Source organism: Acinetobacter sp. YH12155 (genome assembly GCF_013418255.1).
Lineage (GTDB): Bacteria > Pseudomonadota > Gammaproteobacteria > Pseudomonadales > Moraxellaceae > Acinetobacter > Acinetobacter indicus.
Map to the genome: position 1 here is coordinate 1 of NZ_VPCK01000029.1, position 18,317 is coordinate 18,317.

Consider the following 18,317-nt stretch of genomic DNA (forward strand, 5'->3'; position numbering starts at 1 on the left):
TCATGAAATACGGTATTCTGATGTGACAAAACCTGAATCCTGGTCGTTAAAGTGTTTGTTTGCACTCATATTTTAACTGTTAGGACTCAGGTTTTTTTATTTAAAGCAAACTATGGGACAGCAGTGGGTGGCCAGTTCAGTTTTACTCGGATGTCAGGATCAAAACTCAACTCAATCCCAAACCGTGGTGGAATCTAAGAGCGCAATTCCTGCGTGGGTTGGTGAGTTCAAAGGCACCACGCCTTGTACGGGCTGTTTATCGCGCTGTGATGATTGTCCGGGAATGGCAGTATCTTTAGAACTTCATCAGGATGAAACCTATACCTTGGTGCGTGAAAGTATGAGCCGGCACAATGCACCGGAAGTGATTCAAGGGCGGATTCGCTTTGCAGATGCATCGCGTCAGCAGCTTGAACTGCTGCAAGTCAACACCCGAAATTTGTTATATGTCGATCTTGAGAAACAATTGCTCGAGATTCGTGTAGATCAAACAGGCAAACGCTATCAAATGCAAAGTGATTTTATTCTGGCCAAGTCTGTTTAAATACTGGCTAATCATTTGCTAAATATACTGATTTTTAATCCCTTTTTTGCTGGCGCGAACAAGGGATTTTTCTTTGGAAGCGCCCGTCATTTATTTCACTATTTACTAAAAAAACAGTATGCTTAGACCTGTAAAAAGGAGCATACATGTATCAGGTACTTGCGCGTAAATATCGTCCACGTAATTTTAATGAGCTGGTGGGGCAAAATCATGTTTCTCGTGCACTGACCAGTGCCTTAGAGCGTGGCCGTTTACACCATGCCTATCTGTTTACCGGGACTCGTGGGGTCGGGAAAACCACCATTGCGCGTATTTTGGCCAAATGCCTGAACTGTGAAACAGGGGTGACCTCCACACCGTGTGAAGTTTGTCCGACCTGTAAAGCGGTCAATGAAGGCCGTTTTATTGATTTAATCGAGATTGATGCGGCATCACGTACCAAAGTGGAAGATACCCGCGAACTGCTCGATAACGTACCGTATGCACCGACACAAGGCCGCTTTAAAGTCTACCTGATTGACGAAGTGCATATGCTCTCGACGCACTCTTTCAATGCCTTGCTAAAAACGCTGGAAGAACCGCCAGAGCATGTTAAATTCCTGTTTGCCACCACCGATCCGCAGAAGCTTCCGATTACGGTCATTTCACGCTGCCTGCAATTTACCTTGCGTCCTTTGGCAGTAGATGAAATTACCGAGCACCTATCTTCAATTCTCAGCAAAGAGCAGATTCAGGCCGAGCAGGATGCAATCTGGCAAATTGCTGAATCGGCACAAGGTTCATTACGGGATGCCTTGTCCTTAACCGATCAGGCCATTGCCTATGGTCAGGGTGAAATTCATCATCAGGATGTCAAAGACATGCTGGGGCTGATTGACCGCACCATTATTTATGACCTGATTCTAGCGATTCATCAGAACCAGACTGCGCGCGTGAGCGCACTGTTAATGCAGTTCCGTCAGCAGGCGCTGGATGTATCACTGGTGCTGGATCAGCTGATTTCGACCTTGCATGAACTGGCCTTATTGCAATATCTGCCAGATTTAAGCCTGAAATATAGCGCCGAAATTAACCAGAAAATTACCCAGCTGTCGCAGCGCATTTCGGCTCAGGATTTACAGCTGTATTACCAGATTGCCAGCAAAGGTCGCGCAGATTTACAGCTGGCGGTTACCCAGGAGCAGGGCTTTGAGATGTGCGTGCTGCGTCTGCTGGCTTTCCGTCCCTTACAGCCAAATGAAGTGCCCTTGACGCAGGTCAGCGCACAAAGCAACGCAGTTGCTGCAGCACCGGCCGCTGAGTCAGCTACCGCGCAGCCTGAACCGGTGCATCCCGTTGTTTCAGCTGAGGATGAATTAGAAGCTGAAACTGCTGCTATAAACCCACCCGTTGCTGAACCATCATCAGATGATTTTCTGCAGGATGAAGCGTTAGAGGTTGCTGAAGTTGCATCTCCATCCGAACCAGACCATCCGGTGACTACACCGGCAGAAGCGGCATCTGCGCAGATGATTTTTGATCCGGTGGCAGATGAAGTGCTGTTTGATTTAGATGAAGATGATCGCGCTGATCAGCCGGCAACGCAGGAGGAGGCCAGCAGTGATGATTTCCTGTTTGATGAAATTGCACCTTTACCGGAAACGGCCGTTGCGCAGCCAACTCAACAGCCTGCTGAACTTGCAGCACCGGTTTCGTCTGTCGCACAGCCTGAGCTGACGCATCCGCAGGACTCCAGTCCGCAAGACAGTTTATTTGCGGAGCCAGCGCCGATGCCATCCACCAATCAGCCTGTCGTTGCTGCTGTAGACAATACCGCTATTCCACGTGCTGATCAGCGCCTGATGCCGCAAGATATTCTGCAACTGCCGGTGCAGTCCTTAGAGGGCGAATGGAGTGTGGAAAAATGGGAATACTGGTTCCGTAATAGTGATTTATCACCGGCGGTTCAGGAACTGGCCCAACACGGCCTGATGACCGGCCAGATTGAAGCTGAGTCGGTTTTCCATATTCCGGAGCAGTATCAGCAATTGTTAAATTCGCAGTTACAGCATTTAGAAGCAGCGCTGAAACAGCAGTGGCCGAACAGCTTCCTGAAAGTGCAGTATGGACAGGTCACAGAGGTGACACCGTATAGCTTGCAGCAGGAACGTAAAGTACGTGCTTATCAACGCGCCAGTGAGCTGCTGCATCAGGAGCCGCAGGTTAAATCGCTGCTCGAAAGTTTTGATGGCGAATTGCAGAATATCCAGTTGAAATAACCACCGTCAGACCATTTCAACCGTTTATTGAGAACGCAGATAAGGCAACAGGGCATTCCGCATTTCGCTTGGAATCGGGGTGCTTTTACGTTGCTGCGCATCGACAAAAACATGCACCATATGTCCTTGAGCTGAAGCCTGCTGTTGATGCTGCTTGAAAATTGCCAGATCATATTTCAGCGAGCTGTTGCCCAGCGCTGCAATCGCCACACCGACCTCAATCACTTCTGGATAACTCAGCTCGGCTAAAAAGCTGCAGCCAGAGTCTACCACCAGCCCCATAATCTCGGCCTGATGAATATTCAGTCCGGCTTTCTCAATCAGCAGCGCATTGGCAGCGGTATCGAAGTAGCTGTAATACATGACATTATTGACATGACCATACATGTCGTTGTCTGACCAGCGGGTTTGAATCGGTAAAAAGAAGGTATATTGATCGCGGGTTTTGGCTACCGGTTTCATAAAAAGACGTCATCCCTGAATAGATCGAAAATTTATATTTTTGATTTACCACAACTTTAAATAGCTTCAGCCTTATTGATAAATCGCCTGATAGATGGCCAGCGCATCCTGTTTTTCCATGTCGCGTGGATTATTTTGCAGCAGGCGGGTTTGTAACATGGCATCCTCGGCCAGCTGTTCCAGCATGTTGTCAGGCACATTCAGGGCATTCAGTTTCAAGGTCAGGCCACTGCGGTCCAGATAGTTTTGCATGTGGTCAATAAACAGATCACACAAGCCATCTACACAGCCTTTGCTGGATGGGTCGAGCAGGGTCATCAGTTCGGCATACTGCTGCTTGGCGGCTGGTGCATTAAATTTCAGCACTTCGGTTAAGACCAGCACATTGCTGTGTCCATGCGACAGATGAAAATGTCCACCCAGCGGATAGGCCAGTGCATGGACTGCTGCCACCGGTGCATTGGCAAAGGCCTGTCCGGCCAGCATCGAGCCGACCAGCATATTCTGACGGGCTTCCATGTTGTTACCATCTTTTAGCACCAGATGCAGATTCTGGTTCAGCAGTTTAAGTGCCTGAATCGCCAGCATATCGGCATAAAAGTTCTTTTTGTGTTTGGAGGTATAGGCTTCAATGGCATGTACCATTGCATCAATACCGGTGGCGGCCGTAATGTGCGCCGGCAGGTTTTGGGTAAAGTTGGCATCTAAAATGGTGACATCGGCATATAGGGCAGCAGACACAATGCCGGTTTTGGTGGTTTCGCCGGTGGTGACAATGGAAATAGGCGTCACTTCCGAGCCGGTACCGGCCGTGGTTGGAATTAGAATAAGAGGCAAACGCGGTTTTTGCGCCTGATTGATGCCATACATCTCATGCAATTGCTGTTTCTGTTCAGGATGGGCCAGCAGGACAATAATTTTAGCCACATCCAGCGAGCTGCCGCCCCCAAAACCAATGACTGTATCTATCTGGTTTTGCCGGGCGAATTCGGCGGCTTCCAGCACAATATGTTCCGGTGGATCGGCCTGTACGCTAGAATAAATGCAGTAATTACATCCTGCAGCTTCGAGAATTTCCAAAACAGGCGCATGCAATTGTAATTGCACCATCCCCGGATCGGTCACCAGCAGCACACGTTGATTGTTCTGTTCAGTCAGGAGGGCTTTGAGCTGTTGGATGCTGCCCAGTCCGGCAATAATGTTGGGCACAGTCTGGAATTGAAATGGGCTCATACGCTTTATCCTTAATTTTTATACTTAAATCAACATTTATCTATAGTGACAATATAGGATTCATCCTGCAAATAACTTAACATAAGACACTTTAAAAGAAAGCAGTTTTGAGGTTGTTATGTCATCCAGAACGCCATACAAGGTGTTATGTGTCTGTTTGGGCAATATCTGCCGTTCACCTACCGCGGAAGTGGTGTTCAGACATTATTGTGATGCACAGCAACTGAATATCTGGGTCGATTCTGCCGGCACCAGTAATTATCATCCGGGCAAAGCACCCGATGCGCGCAGCCAGCAACATGCCTTGCAGCGTGGCTATGATTTATCTGCCTTGCGTGCCCGTCAGTTAACCACGCGCGATTTTCTGGATTTTGATCTGATTCTGGCGATGGATCAGGAAAACCTGCAAAATATTCAGCATCTAAAACGTCATGCAGCCGAAGAATATGGCACAGAGTTGCTACGTGCCAAAGTGGCGCTAATGAGCGAACATGATCCACAATATCCACGTCATGAAGTGCCTGATCCTTATTATGGCGAAGCCGATGGCTTTGAACGCGTGCTGGATCAGTGTGAATCCAGTGCACAGGCTTGGATCAATATTTTAAAAACAGAATTGGCTTAAATCAGGTTTAAGAATATGAACATTCAACATCAGGTCCAGCTTAAGCCTTTTAATACCTTAAATCTGGCTGCAAATGCGTCTCATTATATTAAGGTACATTCCACCGATGATTTAATTGCGGCCTTAAATTATGCCAAGTTGCAGCAGCTGAATGTGCTGATTTTATCGGGCGGCAGTAATATGCTGCTGCCAGAGCAGATTCAGGCGCTGGTGTTACATATGGATATTCAGGGCATTGAATTCCTGAATGAAGATAATGACTTCAGTACCATTCGCGTCGGTGCGGGTCAGGTCTGGCATGATTTTGTGCTCTGGACCACCACGCAGCAGTTATTTGGCCTGCAAAATCTGGCCTTAATTCCCGGTCTGGTCGGTGCATCGCCGGTACAGAATATTGGTGCCTATGGGGTTGAGGTCGGTGAATTTATTGAATCGGTACAGGTTTATGACCGCTATAACGGTCAGTTTAATTCGATTCTGGCCAGTGACTGCCATTTTGCCTATCGTCACAGTATTTTCAAAGAAAATCCAAACCGCTATATCATCACCCATGTCACGTTCAAGCTGCGGAAACAGCCGGACTTGAAACTGAATTATGGCGATTTAAAAACCGCGGTGGGTGATGAGCAAACCGCGGAAAACCTGCAACGCCAGGTGATCCAGATCCGTCAAAGTAAACTGCCAGATCCGCAGCAATTTCCAAATGTTGGCAGTTTCTTTAAAAATCCGGTGGTGACTGCCGCGGTCTATGAACAGCTGGCGACTCAATTCCCGAACATGCCGCATTATCCGCAGCCCGAAGGCCAGGTCAAAATTGCGGCTGGCTGGCTTATTGATCAGGCCGGCTGGAAAGGGAAACAGCTGGGCATGGTTGGTATGTTTCACAAGCAGGCGCTGGTGCTTGTCAATTATGCCAATGCGACCCTGGCCGATGTTCAGGCAACATATCAGGCAGTACAGCAGGACGTGTACCAAAAATTTGGGATACACTTAGAACCAGAACCGGTGCTGTTTAATGACGCCGGGCTGATTATTCCCCACAATACCTTTTAATCAGGTTAGGCATTTATGAATAGAACTCACTGGATGGTGCGTATCGTACAAATGGCGGCTGTGCTATTTGTGCTGATGGGCTGTCTGGTGGTTTTTATCTATTCGCCGTTTTATTCCAAGTTTGTGATTAAAGTGCTGAATACCATTGTGCCGGTGGAGGTCAATGAAGTGGCTGCACAAAGCCAGCAGATGGGGGCACTGACCGATCAGGAAAATCTGGAACCTGGCTCGAATTTGTGGATTGCCCGGCAAGCTTATTTAAAAGTGATGGAAGAAGAGATTCAGGCCAAAAATTCACAGAATCTCACCACCATTCAGGCACGCTATAAAGCCTTGCAGGCTTTAATTCAGGATGAGCAGCGCAGTCAGCAGGAACAAGAGCAGGACAGCACACCGCAAATTCCATTGCTGGCCGATGTTTCCGCATCTGAGGCGCAACTTGCACAGCCTTCACAGCAGTTACAGGATTTATTGGATTTAGACAGCTCTGAAAATCAGGCCCTAATGGAACAGTATCTGAAATTTTTAAGAACCCATGAAGTGGCAGCGGTTGAAACCGTACCGGTTGATGAAGAAATTTTTCAGGATATCGCACTGATTCAACAACAAAATAGCCAGAAGCCGCAAATAACTTCCCAGCCGTATGCAATTGTGGTTCTGGGTGGCGGTCTGACCTTACATGAAAATCAAAAAGATATTATTGTGAATAACTACACACGACTACGTTTAGAAAAAACCTTAGAAATTGAAAAACAGTATAAATTACCCATTGTGCTGAGCGGTGTTGAAGCACCTTATATGCAGAAATGGCTGGCAGAACGCGGGGTTGAAGCCAACTTGCTGGAAGATCGCAGCATGAATACCTGTGAAAACTCGCGTTTTAGTTCCTTGCTGCTACAGAAAAAAGGCGGCGCACCAACGGTGATTTTAATCACCGATCAATATCACATGCCGCGCACACGCCGTTTGTTTGCCTTAAACGGCATTGAAACCGTGCCGGTGGTCGCGCCAATTCCAACCGAGTTAACCCAATGGCAGCCTAGTGAGCAGAACTATGATCATAGCCGCCGTGCCAATTATGAAATGCTGGCCACCATCCGCGATATGCTGTTTGGTTCGAGCGACTGCCGGGAGGTGCCATAATGCCGAATATCCCGTTTTTAAATCCGAGTGTGCTGAAACAGCTGGATTTACCGGTTCCTAGCCGCGATACCACGCCGCAGGTGCTGGAGCCTTTAAACCTGAACCGGCCTTATGCGCCCACGGTGGATATTCAGGCCTATCGCCAGCTTTACGGTTTTGACAGCTTAGAGTGCGAGCATTGGCAGGGTTATGTGCAAATGCCGCTGTTTAAACTGCATGTGCAGGTGTTTCAGCCTAAACTTGAAGCGGGCAAGCTGGAAAAAAGCAAAGGTACGGTGTTTTTACTGCATGGCTATCTGGAGCACAGCGGCATTTATCAGCCGATTGTCAAAGAAATTCTGGAGCAGGGCTTTAGTGTCTTGACTTATGATTTGCCCGGCCATGGTTTAAGTAATGGCTCACCGGCCAGTATCCAGAATTTTGATCATTACCAGCAGGTATTACATGCCATTTACCAATATGTGCGCAATGCCGATCAATTGCCTAAGCCTTGGCTAGGGGTAGGGCAAAGTACTGGTGGTGCGATCTGGATGCATCATTTACTGGAATTTGCTGAGCGCCGGGAAAATCCGTTTGTCGAGCGGGTGTTGTTATTATCACCTCTCATCCGTCCGGCCAAAAGTGCCTGGTGGCATAATTCGGTGGGCCTCGGAATTATCCGCCGGATTAAACGCGAAGTGCCGCGCCATTTTAGACGCAATAACCATAACCCGGAATTTTTACGGTTTGTGCGCTTAAAAGATCCGTTACAACCACGCATGATGGGCATGGACTGGATTCTGGCCATGTCCAAATGGATGCTGGAAATGGAACAGCGGCCAGCGTGTCGAATTCCGGTGTGGCTGGCCCAGGGCGCGCAGGATCAGACTGTGGACTGGCGTTATAACATCGAGTTTATCCGGCGTAAATTCCGCCTGCAAACCTTGCTGATGCTGGAAGAAGGGTCACATCAACTGATTAATGAGCGCCCGGATATTCGTGCGGCCTTAACCGGTTTGATTCCAGCCTTTTTGCATGCTTCGAATTCCAAGACTTATTATTAAGCTTTCCTCCATTTCATAAAAAAGAGGCGGGTGCCTCTTTTTTAAAATTCTTCCGCTTTGGCCAAATTCCACATGCGAAAATAAAAGTTTTCTTCATCTTTATTTTCACAGCTCAGTAATTCGCCTTCTTTGAGCCAGAAATGCAGCTGGGCATAGTTTTTAATTTCCCGGTCGTTAATTCGCTGCGCCAGATGATGGGCACGAATGTCGGCCGGGTGTTTTAAACCGGCTGCCGCAATCATTTCCGACAGGGCATGCATGGTATTTTTATGGAAATTATAGACCCGTTCTGCTTTGGAGGGTACATGTAGCGCTTTTTGACGGTCTTTATCTTGTGTGGCGACACCGACCGGACATTGGTTGGTATGACAGCTTTGCGCCTGAATACAGCCAACGGCAAACATAAAACCACGGGCTGAATTGACCCAGTCTGCGCCTAAGGCAAAGGTACTGGCAATATCAAAGGCACTGATAATTTTACCGCTGGCCCCGAGCTTGATTTTACTGCGCAGGCCGGCGCCAACCAAAGTGTTATGCACAAATAGTAAGCCTTCACGCAGCGGCGTACCAATATAGTCACTAAACTCAATCGGGGAGGCACCGGTACCGCCTTCCGAGCCATCCACCACAATAAAGTCAGGCACAATTTTGGTCACCAGCATGGCTTTGACGATACTCATAAATTGCCAGGGCTGACCAATACATAGTTTAAAACCCACCGGTTTACCGCCCGATAAATCGCGTAACTGCTGTAAAAACTGCAGCATTTCAATTGGGGTGCTAAAGCTTGGATGGCGCGAGGGCGATACACAATCGCGGTCACGCGGCACGCCACGAATCTGCGAGATTTCTTCTGAAATTTTATGTTTTGGCAAAATACCGCCATGACCCGGTTTGGCACCTTGAGAGAGTTTGAGCTCAATCATCTTGATATTCGGATTACCGGCCTGACGGGCAAATTTTTCCGGATCAAATAAACCTTCTGCGGTGCGGCAACCAAAGTAGCCACTGGCAATTTGCCAGACAATATCGCCACCATATTCCAGATGATACGGGCTAAGGCTGCCTTCACCGGTGTCATGATAAAAGCCACCGAGTTTGGCACCTTTATTTAAGGCACGGATGGCATTGGCACTCAGGCTGCCAAAACTCATGGCAGAAATATTTAAAATTGACGCGCTATAAGGCTGGCTGCATTGTTCATTGCCAATATGAATCCGAAAGGTTTTCGGATCAGCCGGTGGGCAGGGGCGCAAGGAATGCACAATAAAACGGTAGTCGGCTTCGTACACATCCAAAATCGAACCAAAAGGTTTATCGGCATTTTCATTTTTGGCACGTTGATAGACCAGACTGCGCTGCATGCGGGAAAAAGGCTGGGCATCCTGATCGGCCTCAATAAAATACTGGCGAATTTCGGGGCGGAAATCTTCAAAAATAAACCGGAAATGCCCCATAATCGGGTAGTTTTTCAGAATGGAATGCTTGGTCTGAATGACATCATACAGACCGACCAGACTCAGCAGCGTGGTGATCAGCCAGAGCGAGTTAATTACGCCATCGGACAGAAAATAATAAATATAATGTGGCTCATAAAATAGCCTAAGCCATGTAATGCCCAGCGCAATTAAAATACAGGCAAACCAGACCGAGTGACGGGAGAAAAAAGTATTTAAAAGTTTATGGCGAATGGCTTGGGCTGGACTTGGCATTGTTATGATTTTTCCATTGCGAATTCAATCTAGTATTACTGTGCAGATTCTGAATAGGGCATACAAGTAATGATTTGTGAAATTTGGCAAGGGCTTTAGCACAGCTTAAAAATGAGCAATAAAATCTATAAAAATTAAAAAATAGCTGCTATGCTGAAATCATAAAAATAACAGTGCTAACACTCTGAAATTCCTTAATTCTAGGGATAGAGAACCGTTTAATAATATCGCTATATTGAAAGTTAAAAGATCGGGGAAGACAGTGGACATTACAGAATCAATATTACCGGCCCCTGTGCTGATTGTGGAAGATGAACCCATGATTCAGTCACGCCTCAGACATATCCTCCTTGAAATGGGCTACAGCAATGACATGCTGATTTTTGTTAGCCATTTAAAAGCAGCATTACAGAAAATTGAAGAACAACCGGTGTCTTTGGCGCTGGTCGATTTGGGGTTGCCAGATGGCAATGGGATTGAACTGATTGAACAGCTTCGGGCCAAAGACAGCAGTGTACTGATTCTGGTGATTTCGGCCTGGAGTACACAAAACAGTCTGTTTTCGGCTATTCAGGCGGGCGCCACCGGTTATGTATTAAAAGAACGCGATGATACTGAAGTGATCATGGCCATCCGCAGTATTTTAAGAGGCGGCGCACCGATTGATCCCTTTATTGCCCGGGAAATACTGTCACAGATTTCAGTACAGAAGCCGCAGGAAATTGCCAAGCCGTTTAAACAGCCCGATGAAGATATTGAACAGCTGACCAACCGTGAACATGAAATTCTAAATCTGGTCGCGCAGGGCCTGAGTAATCGGGAAATTGCCGAGCAGCTGTTTGTGTCGCGGTATACCGTGGAAAGTCATATCAAGCATATTTATCGCAAGCTCTCGGTGAGTAAACGTACCAAGGCAGTCAGTACAGCGCGCTCATTAGGCATTTTATGATCTACAGATTGCTCCAGTTTTGGTGCGGCTGTTGTCTTTATCTTTGTCTATCGAGTGCGTATGCAGAGCAAAGCTATGCCATAGACCCGTATTGTCAGGTTAATATTCAGTCGGTCAGCACCGTACAGACACCGGATATTCATAGCCATCCACATACAGGATGGCAACCTGTGACGTTGCCTGATCGCTGGAGTGAACGCTGGCCGGATTATAACGGTGGGGTGTGGTACAAAATTGTCTGGAACTGGTCCTGTCAGGAACCGGCCGTGCTGGATCAGTCGATTGTATTTTCTATTAATTATTTAAACAGTGCGGGTGCGGTGTTTTTAAACCGCGATTTAATCTGGTCAAACCGGCATCTGGAAGAACCACTCTCCAAAAGCTGGAATATGCCACGCTACTGGATTTTACCGATTAGCGGCCTGCGTCCCGACCAGAATGAAATTTTAGTTTATGTGCGGGGCTATGCCTTTCAATCTGCCGGTCTTGGTGATGTTTCCTTACATAATGTCTATAACAGTTATACGGAATATCAGCAACAGATCTGGGATCGTCGTACCTTATTTGTGATTAATGCAATTTTATCGGCGACCTTGGGTGTGTTGTGTCTGGTAATCTGGCTGTTTCGGCGTAAAGAAGTTAGTTATGGCTGGTTTGCCTTAAGCTGTTTGCTGTGGCTGTTATTCGTCTCCAATATTATTAGTACAGAAACTTATCCCTTCCCGAATACCGTGATGGCGGCACAGGCCAATATTGCCTTTTTTGTACTGTATATTCTGTCGTTCATTGTCTATTTGCTACGTTTTGTTGATAAAAAATTTCCGATACTGGAAGAAACCGCTTTTATCTGTTCGGTGGCGGTGATTATGGGCATTTTCGTAACGCCACTCGATTATGCACAAACCGTTTTCGGGCTGGTATTTTTAGGCTATAGCCTGTTATTTTTCGGGGTTTTCCTGTACCTGCTGCGTTTAACCTTCCGCGTACCACGTGTAGAAAATATCCTGCTGGTGATCTGTTTAAGCCTGATTATTATTTTTGCCGCTTTAGATATTGCACTTTTGGCTGCACCGTTTGATACCGATTTAAAGCCCTTATCGCCGTATACCTCGCCGGTGGTGACGCTGTTTATTGCATTAATTCTCGGGATTCGCACCACCAAAAGCATGCAGAAAATTGAGCAGTTTAACCAGCAACTGGAATACCGGGTGTTTGAGGTTCGTGAAGACTTAAAACAGAGCATGTCGGAAAAGCATTATCTGGAACTGGAAAATGTGCGCTTGCAGGAGCGGATTCATCTCTCTCATGATTTGCATGATGGCCTGGGTGCTTCGCTGGTGCGTTCAATGATTATGGTTGATCAGAGCGAGCAGCCCATGAGTAACCGCCAGTTTCTGTCGATTTTGAAATTACTGCGTGATGATTTGCGGCAAATTATTGACAGTGGCTCCTCAATTGGCGCCAAAGTGCCGGAAACGCCGGTGTTATGGATTGCGCCGGTGCGTCATCGTTTTAGCCAGCTCATGGATGAAGTTGAGATGCGGGCCACCTGGAACATTGCCAGTGAATGGGTAGTGCAACCGACACCGCTGCAATGTCTGAACCTGATGCGGGTGCTGGAAGAAAGTCTGACCAATGTGGTGAAGCACAGTCAGGCCAAGCATGTGCAAGTGACGCTGGATTTTCCCGATGAACAGACTTTATGTTTAAGTATTCAGGATGATGGAATTGGTTTTGATACCCATGGAGTGCTCGATCATGGGATGAGTATTGGCGTACGCAGTATGAAGCTGCGTCTGGCGCGGATAGGTGCAGAGTTAAAGGTGAACTCTACACCCGGTTATACCTTAATCAAGGCGATTTTAGTGGTATCACCTCAGGATTAAGCCCTTATTCGGCCTCATCTTCTGTATCTTCAGCTGGTAGCAGCATCAGTACAGAATCATTGAGTAACTGAGCCACATCTTCCAGAATGTCTTCATGGTACAGGTCTTCATTCAGCTCGACGAGTTCACCATCAGCAATCTGCTTGAGTAGCGACGCAAACTCATCCGAAATATACAAACCTTCACCATTGGCCCAGAACAGCAACTCACCATCTTCTTCAGTATAGAGCAGGCGTGAAGCCGGTTCTAAAATCAGTTGATAGCCCTGATCTAGCGCATCTTCCAGATCGCCAGTACCAATTTCTTCTGCTTCTGGAATATTGTCCGGATATTTTGGCTCTGACATCAGGCTCATGATGGCATCTTCCAGCACGGTCGAGTTGTGCAGTTGTGCCAGCAATTCGGCTTTTAAATATTCCAGTTCCGGCTGGGTAATTTGTCCAATCGGGCTGATCTGGTCGCGGATCAGATCTTGCAACGGATTTTTTAGCAACTGGTTGTCAGAAAACTTGTCACTGACGCGATCCATCATGTCGCTGATGTTTGGCATACGGAAACCGAAAGAGAAGGTCAGACAGTCATCTTCGGCCACGCCATAGTGCGATAAACCTGGTGGCACGTAAAGCAGGTCACCCGGTGCCAGCACTTCATCAAAATTGACATCCATCTCTGGCAGTAATTTCAGCGGCTGACCTGGAACAAATTCGGTTTCGGCATCACACATCTGGCCCAGTTGCCAGCGGCGATGACCATAGCCTTGCACCAGAAATACATCATAGAAGTCGAAGTGTTTGCCGACCGAACCGCCTTTTGGCGCATATGACACCATAATGTCATCACGGCGCCACTGCGGAATAAACGGGAATTTTTTCCACAGTTCCGCCAGATCAAAAGAGTAGTGATCTACCGCTTGGAGCAGCAGCGTCCACAGCTTTGGCATTTTCTGGAAATCGGCTTTTAATAGCGGTGAAGATTTTACGGACCACTGGTTCGGATCACGATCTTTCTGCTTGATTAAGCGGGCGCTGATATTTTCGTCCAGTGCCAGCTCCATGACATCACTCGGCTCAAGAATATTGGCAATTTCAGGCAGAGCATTACGCACCAGCAGCGGTTTTTTTTGCCAATATTCGGCAAGGAATTGTTCAGCGGTGATTCCGCCTAAAACGTCTAAAGGTTGAGACATGTCAAATAACTACAACATAAATTTAGCTGTTATTGTCCCTTGAGTTGTGCGGTGGTGCAAGTGATGAACTTCATCTTAAGGAAATTTAGAAAAGTGGCAGAAGGGAAAAGATGGCGAAAAAAATGATCAGGACAGGCACCTGATCATTTTGGGTATTGCATTACCGTGTTTAGGGAATCTGCAGATTAAGCTGGCGGAGAATCTGGCACAGCTGAATCATCGGCATGCCCATCAAGGTGGTCTGGTCCTGGCCAATCATCTGTTCAAACAGGCTAATCCCCAGACTTTCGCATTTAAAACTGCCGGCACAATGCAGCGGCTGTTCCAGTGCCACATAGCGCTCGATTTCATCCAGACTCAGTTTACGGAATTTGACTTTGTAGTGTTCAACCAGGGTCTGTTCAAAACCGCTGGATTTTTGCTGTACGCTCAGCGCAGTACTAAAGTAGACAATTTTGTCCGAGTTGGCCTGCAGCTGGCGAATGGCTTTTTCCGGGCTTAACGGTTTACCAATAAAAATATCGGGCGCACCTTCACGCCACGCCACCTGATCGGAACCTATCACAATGGCTTTAGGATATTGCTCGGCAATACTCTGGGCTTTTTCAAAAGCCAGCCGTTTGGCCAGATCATCGGCATGGCTTTCACCTTGCGGTGATTCATCAATGTCGGGCGTAATACACTGATAGTCGAGCTTTAAACGGTCCATCAGCTCTTTACGGGTCTGGCTGCTGGACGCCAGAATAATCGGACGCTTCATTAGACAGCATATTCCATCAAAATATCTAAGGGAACGTAAGACAGTACCGCCTGATGGCAGGCCTGAATTTTTACGGGTGGTGCTTTACCGGCCTGATAGGCTTCAACCCAGCGGGTCACACAAATACACCAGAAATCACCCGGTTTTAAGCCCGGAAATTCGACTTCAGGCAACGGTGTGATCAGGTCATTGCCAATTTTCTGGGAAAAGTTCAGAAATTCCGAGGTCATTTGTGCACAAACAGTGTGCTGGCCCAGATCCGTGGGCGCCGTATGGCAAAAGCCATTACGAAAATAGCCGGTAATCGGGTCAAAACAGCAGCTGGCCAAAGGCTCGCCTAAAACATTTAAACGGTTCAGGGTTGGATCTGGATGTATAGACATAGGCATAAAAATTATCAGGTCTGTTTTTTTCCTATCATAACAAAACTTTGGCAATCGTTAGCTTTTCTGCAAAAGAAGCTAACCTTTTTCTGCATAATCATTTAGAATCTTGGCGATTTTAATATCTAAAAAGTGAGCTATACATGAATTTTCAGCGTATGACTGACCTCGACCTGGCACAAAAGCGTGTTCTGATCCGCGAAGACTTAAACGTGCCGGTGAAAAATGGTGTGATTACCAGCGATGCGCGTTTACGTGCTGCCTTACCGACAATTAAAGCGGCTTTGGAAAAAGGCGCAGCCGTAATGGTGTATTCTCACCTGGGTCGTCCTGTTGAAGGTGAACCTAAAGCTGAACAATCACTTGCGCCTGTCGCAGCTTACCTGACCGAAGCACTGGGCCAGGAAGTCAAATTATTGACTGACTACCTGGATGGTGTAGAGGTAGAAGCAGGTCAAGTGGTGTTACTTGAAAACTGCCGCTTTAACGTGGGTGAAAAGAAAAACAATCCTGAGCTGGCAGCAAAATATGCAGCGCTGTGTGATGTATTCGTAATGGATGCATTTGGTACTGCGCACCGTGCAGAAGCGTCAACTGAAGGTGTTGCGCGTCTTGCTAAAGTTGCCGCAGCAGGTCCTTTACTGGCTGCTGAACTGGATGCCTTGGGCCGTGCACTGCAAACCCCAGAAAAACCAATGGTGGCCATTGTAGCCGGTTCTAAAGTATCCACCAAGCTGGATGTACTGACGTCACTGTCTGACATTTGCGACCAGTTGATCGTGGGTGGTGGTATTGCCAATACTTTCCTGGCCGCTGCGGGTTACAACGTGGGTAAATCACTCTGTGAAAATGATTTGATCGACACAGCCAAAGCCATTGCTGCCAAAGTATCTGTACCACTTCCAACGGATGTGGTAGTTGCAGATGCATCTGAAATCAACTTTGATGACTTCTTGGGTTCACTGGCGGCTGCCAAAGCAACCGTGAAAAAAGTAGAAGATGTGGCTGACAACGACATGATTCTGGATGTTGGTCCAGAAACGGCAAAAGCATTTGCTGAGATCTTGAAAACTTCTAAAACGATTCTCTGGAATGGCCCAGTTGGCGTATTCGAAGTGGATCAGTTCGGTGAAGGCACCAAAGCCCTGTCTTTAGCGATTGCTGAATCAGAAGGCTTCTCAATTGCAGGTGGTGGTGACACCTTGGCTGCCATCGACAAATATGAAGTTGCAGACAAAATTGGTTATATCTCTACAGGTGGCGGTGCTTTCCTTGAGTTTGTAGAAGGCAAGACCTTACCAGCAGTTGCCGTATTGCTAGAACGTGCTTAATTCGCACACGCTTGCAAGATGACAAAAGGTTGACCTCGGTCAGCCTTTTTTATGCACTTCATTTTTTAGTCATAAAACTGTCATGTTTCTGAAATATTATGATCAAAAATCACCGGGTTGTAGGATATTCTGATGAACCAAAAATTAACTCTTGCCGCGTTACTTGCTGCATCTTTAGCTTTCACTGCATGTGCTAAAAAAGACGACAATGCAACAGCGACCACTGCAGATGCATCAGCAGCTGTAGCGTCAGAGCAAATTTCTGCAGAACAGCAAGCGGCGATTGATGCAATTGATCAGCCAGTACTTGATGAAAACAATACCGATGTGCCTGAAGAAGTGGCCAATGCACCAGCAGATGCCGCAACCCCAGACAGCGCAGCAGCGCCAGCATCTGAAGCGCAATAATCCTAAAAGCTCCACAAATTGTAGTAATTTGTATAAAAGTCCCTGCATTGGCAGGGATTTTTTTTAAATACGACGTTTTGTTGCTGAATTGAAACAAATCCCCATGTAGAATATGCAGCATTACCTGGGAGGATATTATGGCTCTTATTTCAATGCGCCAGCTATTGGATCACGCCGGTGAACACGGATACGGCGTACCAGCGTTTAACGTAAACAACTTAGAACAAATGCGCGCAATCATGTTGGCCGCAGATGCGACGAATTCACCTGTAATTGTACAGGCATCTGCAGGTGCCCGTAAGTACGCAGGCGCACCATTCTTACGTCATCTTATTTTGGCTGCAATTGAAGAATGGCCACACATTCCGGTGGTGATGCACCAGGATCACGGTACCAGTCCTGACGTCTGTCAACGTTCTATCCAGCTTGGCTTCTCATCAGTCATGATGGATGGTTCACTGGGTGAAGATGGTAAAACTCCGACCTCATATGAATACAACGTAGATGTGACCCGTCGTGTGGTACAAATGGCGCACGCATGTGGCGTTTCTGTTGAAGGTGAAATCGGTTGTCTAGGCAGCCTTGAAACAGGTATGGCCGGCGAAGAAGATGGTGTCGGTGCAGAAGGTGTACTGGATCACTCTCAATTGCTGACTTCAGTTGAAGAAGCACGTTCTTTCGTAGCAGACACCAATGTAGACGCACTGGCAATTGCAGTGGGTACTTCACACGGTGCGTACAAATTCACCCGTCCACCTACAGGCGATATTCTGGCGATTGACCGTATTAAAGAAATTCATGCGGCACTGCCAAATACGCATCTGGTGATGCACGGTTCAAGTTCTGTGCCACAAGAATGGCTGGCAGTGATCAACCAGTACGGCGGTGACATCAAGGAAACTTATGGTGTACCTGTTGAGCAGCTGGTTGAAGCGATCAAGCACGGTGTGCGTAAAATTAACATCGACACCGACTTGCGTCTGGCCTCTACCGGTGCAATGCGTCGCTTCATGGCTGAAAAACCAAGCGAGTTTGACCCACGTAAATTCTTCGCTAAAACGGTCGATGCAATGAAAGATATTTGTGTTGCACGTTACGAAGCGTTTGGTACTGCGGGCAATGCCGACAAGATCCGTCCAATTTCTTTAGAGAAAATGGTAGATCGTTATAAATAATTCCTAGTGAAGTATTTATAAAAAAAGCCCACATTGCGTGTAATGCCAGTCAGTTAAGCAAATTTTAGTAAAATGTAGTAAAAATGAGTGTATGTAAATACGCTCATTTTTTTATGTCTTTATCTGAACATTTAGAATCCACTCTTGAACATGCTCTCCCATCACT

General features: G+C 47.0%; 17 protein-coding genes. 11 read left to right on the forward strand and 6 right to left on the reverse strand.

Going from position 1 to position 18,317, the window contains the following annotated elements; genetic code table 11:
- Positions 1–112: 112 nt before the first annotated feature.
- Complete coding sequence (locus FTU86_RS12765; RefSeq protein WP_180037028.1) at positions 113–544, forward strand: copper resistance protein NlpE N-terminal domain-containing protein; 432 nt, start codon at positions 113–115, stop codon at positions 542–544.
- A gap of 146 nt (positions 545–690) precedes the next feature.
- Positions 691–2,802, forward strand: coding sequence for a DNA polymerase III subunit gamma/tau (gene dnaX, locus FTU86_RS12770; RefSeq protein ID WP_180037029.1), 2,112 nt, complete (start codon positions 691–693; stop codon positions 2,800–2,802).
- Positions 2,803–2,826: 24 nt separating this feature from the next.
- Here dnaX and FTU86_RS12775 read toward each other — a convergent pair whose 3' ends face one another.
- A complete protein-coding gene (locus tag FTU86_RS12775; RefSeq protein ID WP_075166843.1) occupies positions 2,827–3,264 on the reverse strand; it encodes a thioesterase family protein in 438 nt (145 codons plus the stop codon).
- Positions 3,265–3,336: 72 nt separating this feature from the next.
- The gene (locus tag FTU86_RS12780; protein WP_180048558.1) at positions 3,337–4,497 is read right to left on the reverse strand and encodes an iron-containing alcohol dehydrogenase; all 1,161 of its coding nucleotides are present in this window, start codon (positions 4,495–4,497) and stop codon (positions 3,337–3,339) included.
- A gap of 118 nt (positions 4,498–4,615) precedes the next feature.
- Between FTU86_RS12780 and FTU86_RS12785 the strand changes: the two genes are divergently transcribed.
- Genes FTU86_RS12785 through FTU86_RS12800 form a run of 4 tightly spaced genes read left to right on the forward strand, consistent with a single transcriptional unit; the run spans position 4,616 to position 8,361 of the window.
- Positions 4,616–5,122, forward strand: a complete 507-nt coding sequence (locus FTU86_RS12785) for a low molecular weight protein-tyrosine-phosphatase (RefSeq protein WP_180037031.1) — start codon at positions 4,616–4,618, stop codon at positions 5,120–5,122.
- Between the two features lie 15 nt (positions 5,123–5,137).
- Positions 5,138–6,175, forward strand: coding sequence for a UDP-N-acetylmuramate dehydrogenase (gene murB / locus FTU86_RS12790; protein WP_168390634.1), 1,038 nt, complete (start codon positions 5,138–5,140; stop codon positions 6,173–6,175).
- Between the two features lie 15 nt (positions 6,176–6,190).
- Complete coding sequence (locus FTU86_RS12795) at positions 6,191–7,318, forward strand: YdcF family protein (protein WP_045795453.1); 1,128 nt, start codon at positions 6,191–6,193, stop codon at positions 7,316–7,318.
- Positions 7,318–8,361, forward strand: coding sequence for an alpha/beta hydrolase (locus FTU86_RS12800; RefSeq protein WP_005178596.1), 1,044 nt, complete (start codon positions 7,318–7,320; stop codon positions 8,359–8,361). Before FTU86_RS12795 ends, FTU86_RS12800 begins: the two co-directional genes overlap by 1 nt.
- A gap of 41 nt (positions 8,362–8,402) precedes the next feature.
- On the opposite strand, the gene FTU86_RS12805 is transcribed toward FTU86_RS12800, so the two are convergent.
- Complete coding sequence (locus FTU86_RS12805) at positions 8,403–10,073, reverse strand: FMN-binding glutamate synthase family protein (protein ID WP_005178590.1); 1,671 nt, start codon at positions 10,071–10,073, stop codon at positions 8,403–8,405.
- Between the two features lie 262 nt (positions 10,074–10,335).
- Between FTU86_RS12805 and FTU86_RS12810 the strand changes: the two genes are divergently transcribed.
- Both FTU86_RS12810 and FTU86_RS12815 read left to right on the forward strand, forming a co-directional pair.
- Positions 10,336–11,022 (forward strand): response regulator transcription factor, encoded by a 687-nt coding sequence (locus FTU86_RS12810; RefSeq protein WP_016659055.1) that lies wholly within the window; start codon positions 10,336–10,338, stop codon positions 11,020–11,022.
- Positions 11,019–12,908 carry an ATP-binding protein gene (locus FTU86_RS12815; protein ID WP_257219711.1) on the forward strand — a complete coding sequence of 630 codons (1,890 nt, stop codon included), beginning with the start codon at positions 11,019–11,021 and terminating at the stop codon, positions 12,906–12,908. The genes FTU86_RS12810 and FTU86_RS12815 overlap by 4 nt, the downstream gene beginning before the upstream one ends.
- A 4-nt stretch (positions 12,909–12,912) precedes the next feature.
- On the opposite strand, the gene FTU86_RS12820 is transcribed toward FTU86_RS12815, so the two are convergent.
- The 3 genes from FTU86_RS12820 to FTU86_RS12830 all read right to left on the reverse strand — a co-directional run bounded on the left by FTU86_RS12820 (position 12,913) and on the right by FTU86_RS12830 (position 15,237).
- Positions 12,913–14,094: a cupin domain-containing protein gene (locus tag FTU86_RS12820; RefSeq protein ID WP_180037033.1), complete on the reverse strand. Its 1,182-nt coding sequence runs from the start codon at positions 14,092–14,094 to the stop codon at positions 12,913–12,915.
- Between the two features lie 169 nt (positions 14,095–14,263).
- The gene (locus tag FTU86_RS12825; protein ID WP_127801439.1) at positions 14,264–14,854 is read right to left on the reverse strand and encodes a nucleoside triphosphate pyrophosphatase; all 591 of its coding nucleotides are present in this window, start codon (positions 14,852–14,854) and stop codon (positions 14,264–14,266) included.
- On the reverse strand, positions 14,854–15,237 hold the full coding sequence (locus FTU86_RS12830; protein ID WP_034597805.1) for a DUF2237 family protein: 384 nt from the start codon (positions 15,235–15,237) through the stop codon (positions 14,854–14,856). Before FTU86_RS12830 ends, FTU86_RS12825 begins: the two co-directional genes overlap by 1 nt.
- 143 nt (positions 15,238–15,380) lie before the next feature.
- Between FTU86_RS12830 and FTU86_RS12835 the strand changes: the two genes are divergently transcribed.
- The 3 genes from FTU86_RS12835 (at position 15,381) to fba (ending at position 18,151) form a co-directional block, all read left to right on the forward strand.
- Complete coding sequence (locus tag FTU86_RS12835) at positions 15,381–16,568, forward strand: phosphoglycerate kinase (RefSeq protein ID WP_005178578.1); 1,188 nt, start codon at positions 15,381–15,383, stop codon at positions 16,566–16,568.
- A 132-nt stretch (positions 16,569–16,700) separates the two neighbouring features.
- Positions 16,701–16,976, forward strand: a complete 276-nt coding sequence (locus FTU86_RS12840) for a hypothetical protein (protein WP_005178577.1) — start codon at positions 16,701–16,703, stop codon at positions 16,974–16,976.
- Positions 16,977–17,113: 137 nt separating this feature from the next.
- Positions 17,114–18,151, forward strand: coding sequence for a class II fructose-bisphosphate aldolase (gene fba, locus FTU86_RS12845; RefSeq protein WP_005178575.1), 1,038 nt, complete (start codon positions 17,114–17,116; stop codon positions 18,149–18,151).
- Positions 18,152–18,317: the final 166 nt, after the last annotated feature.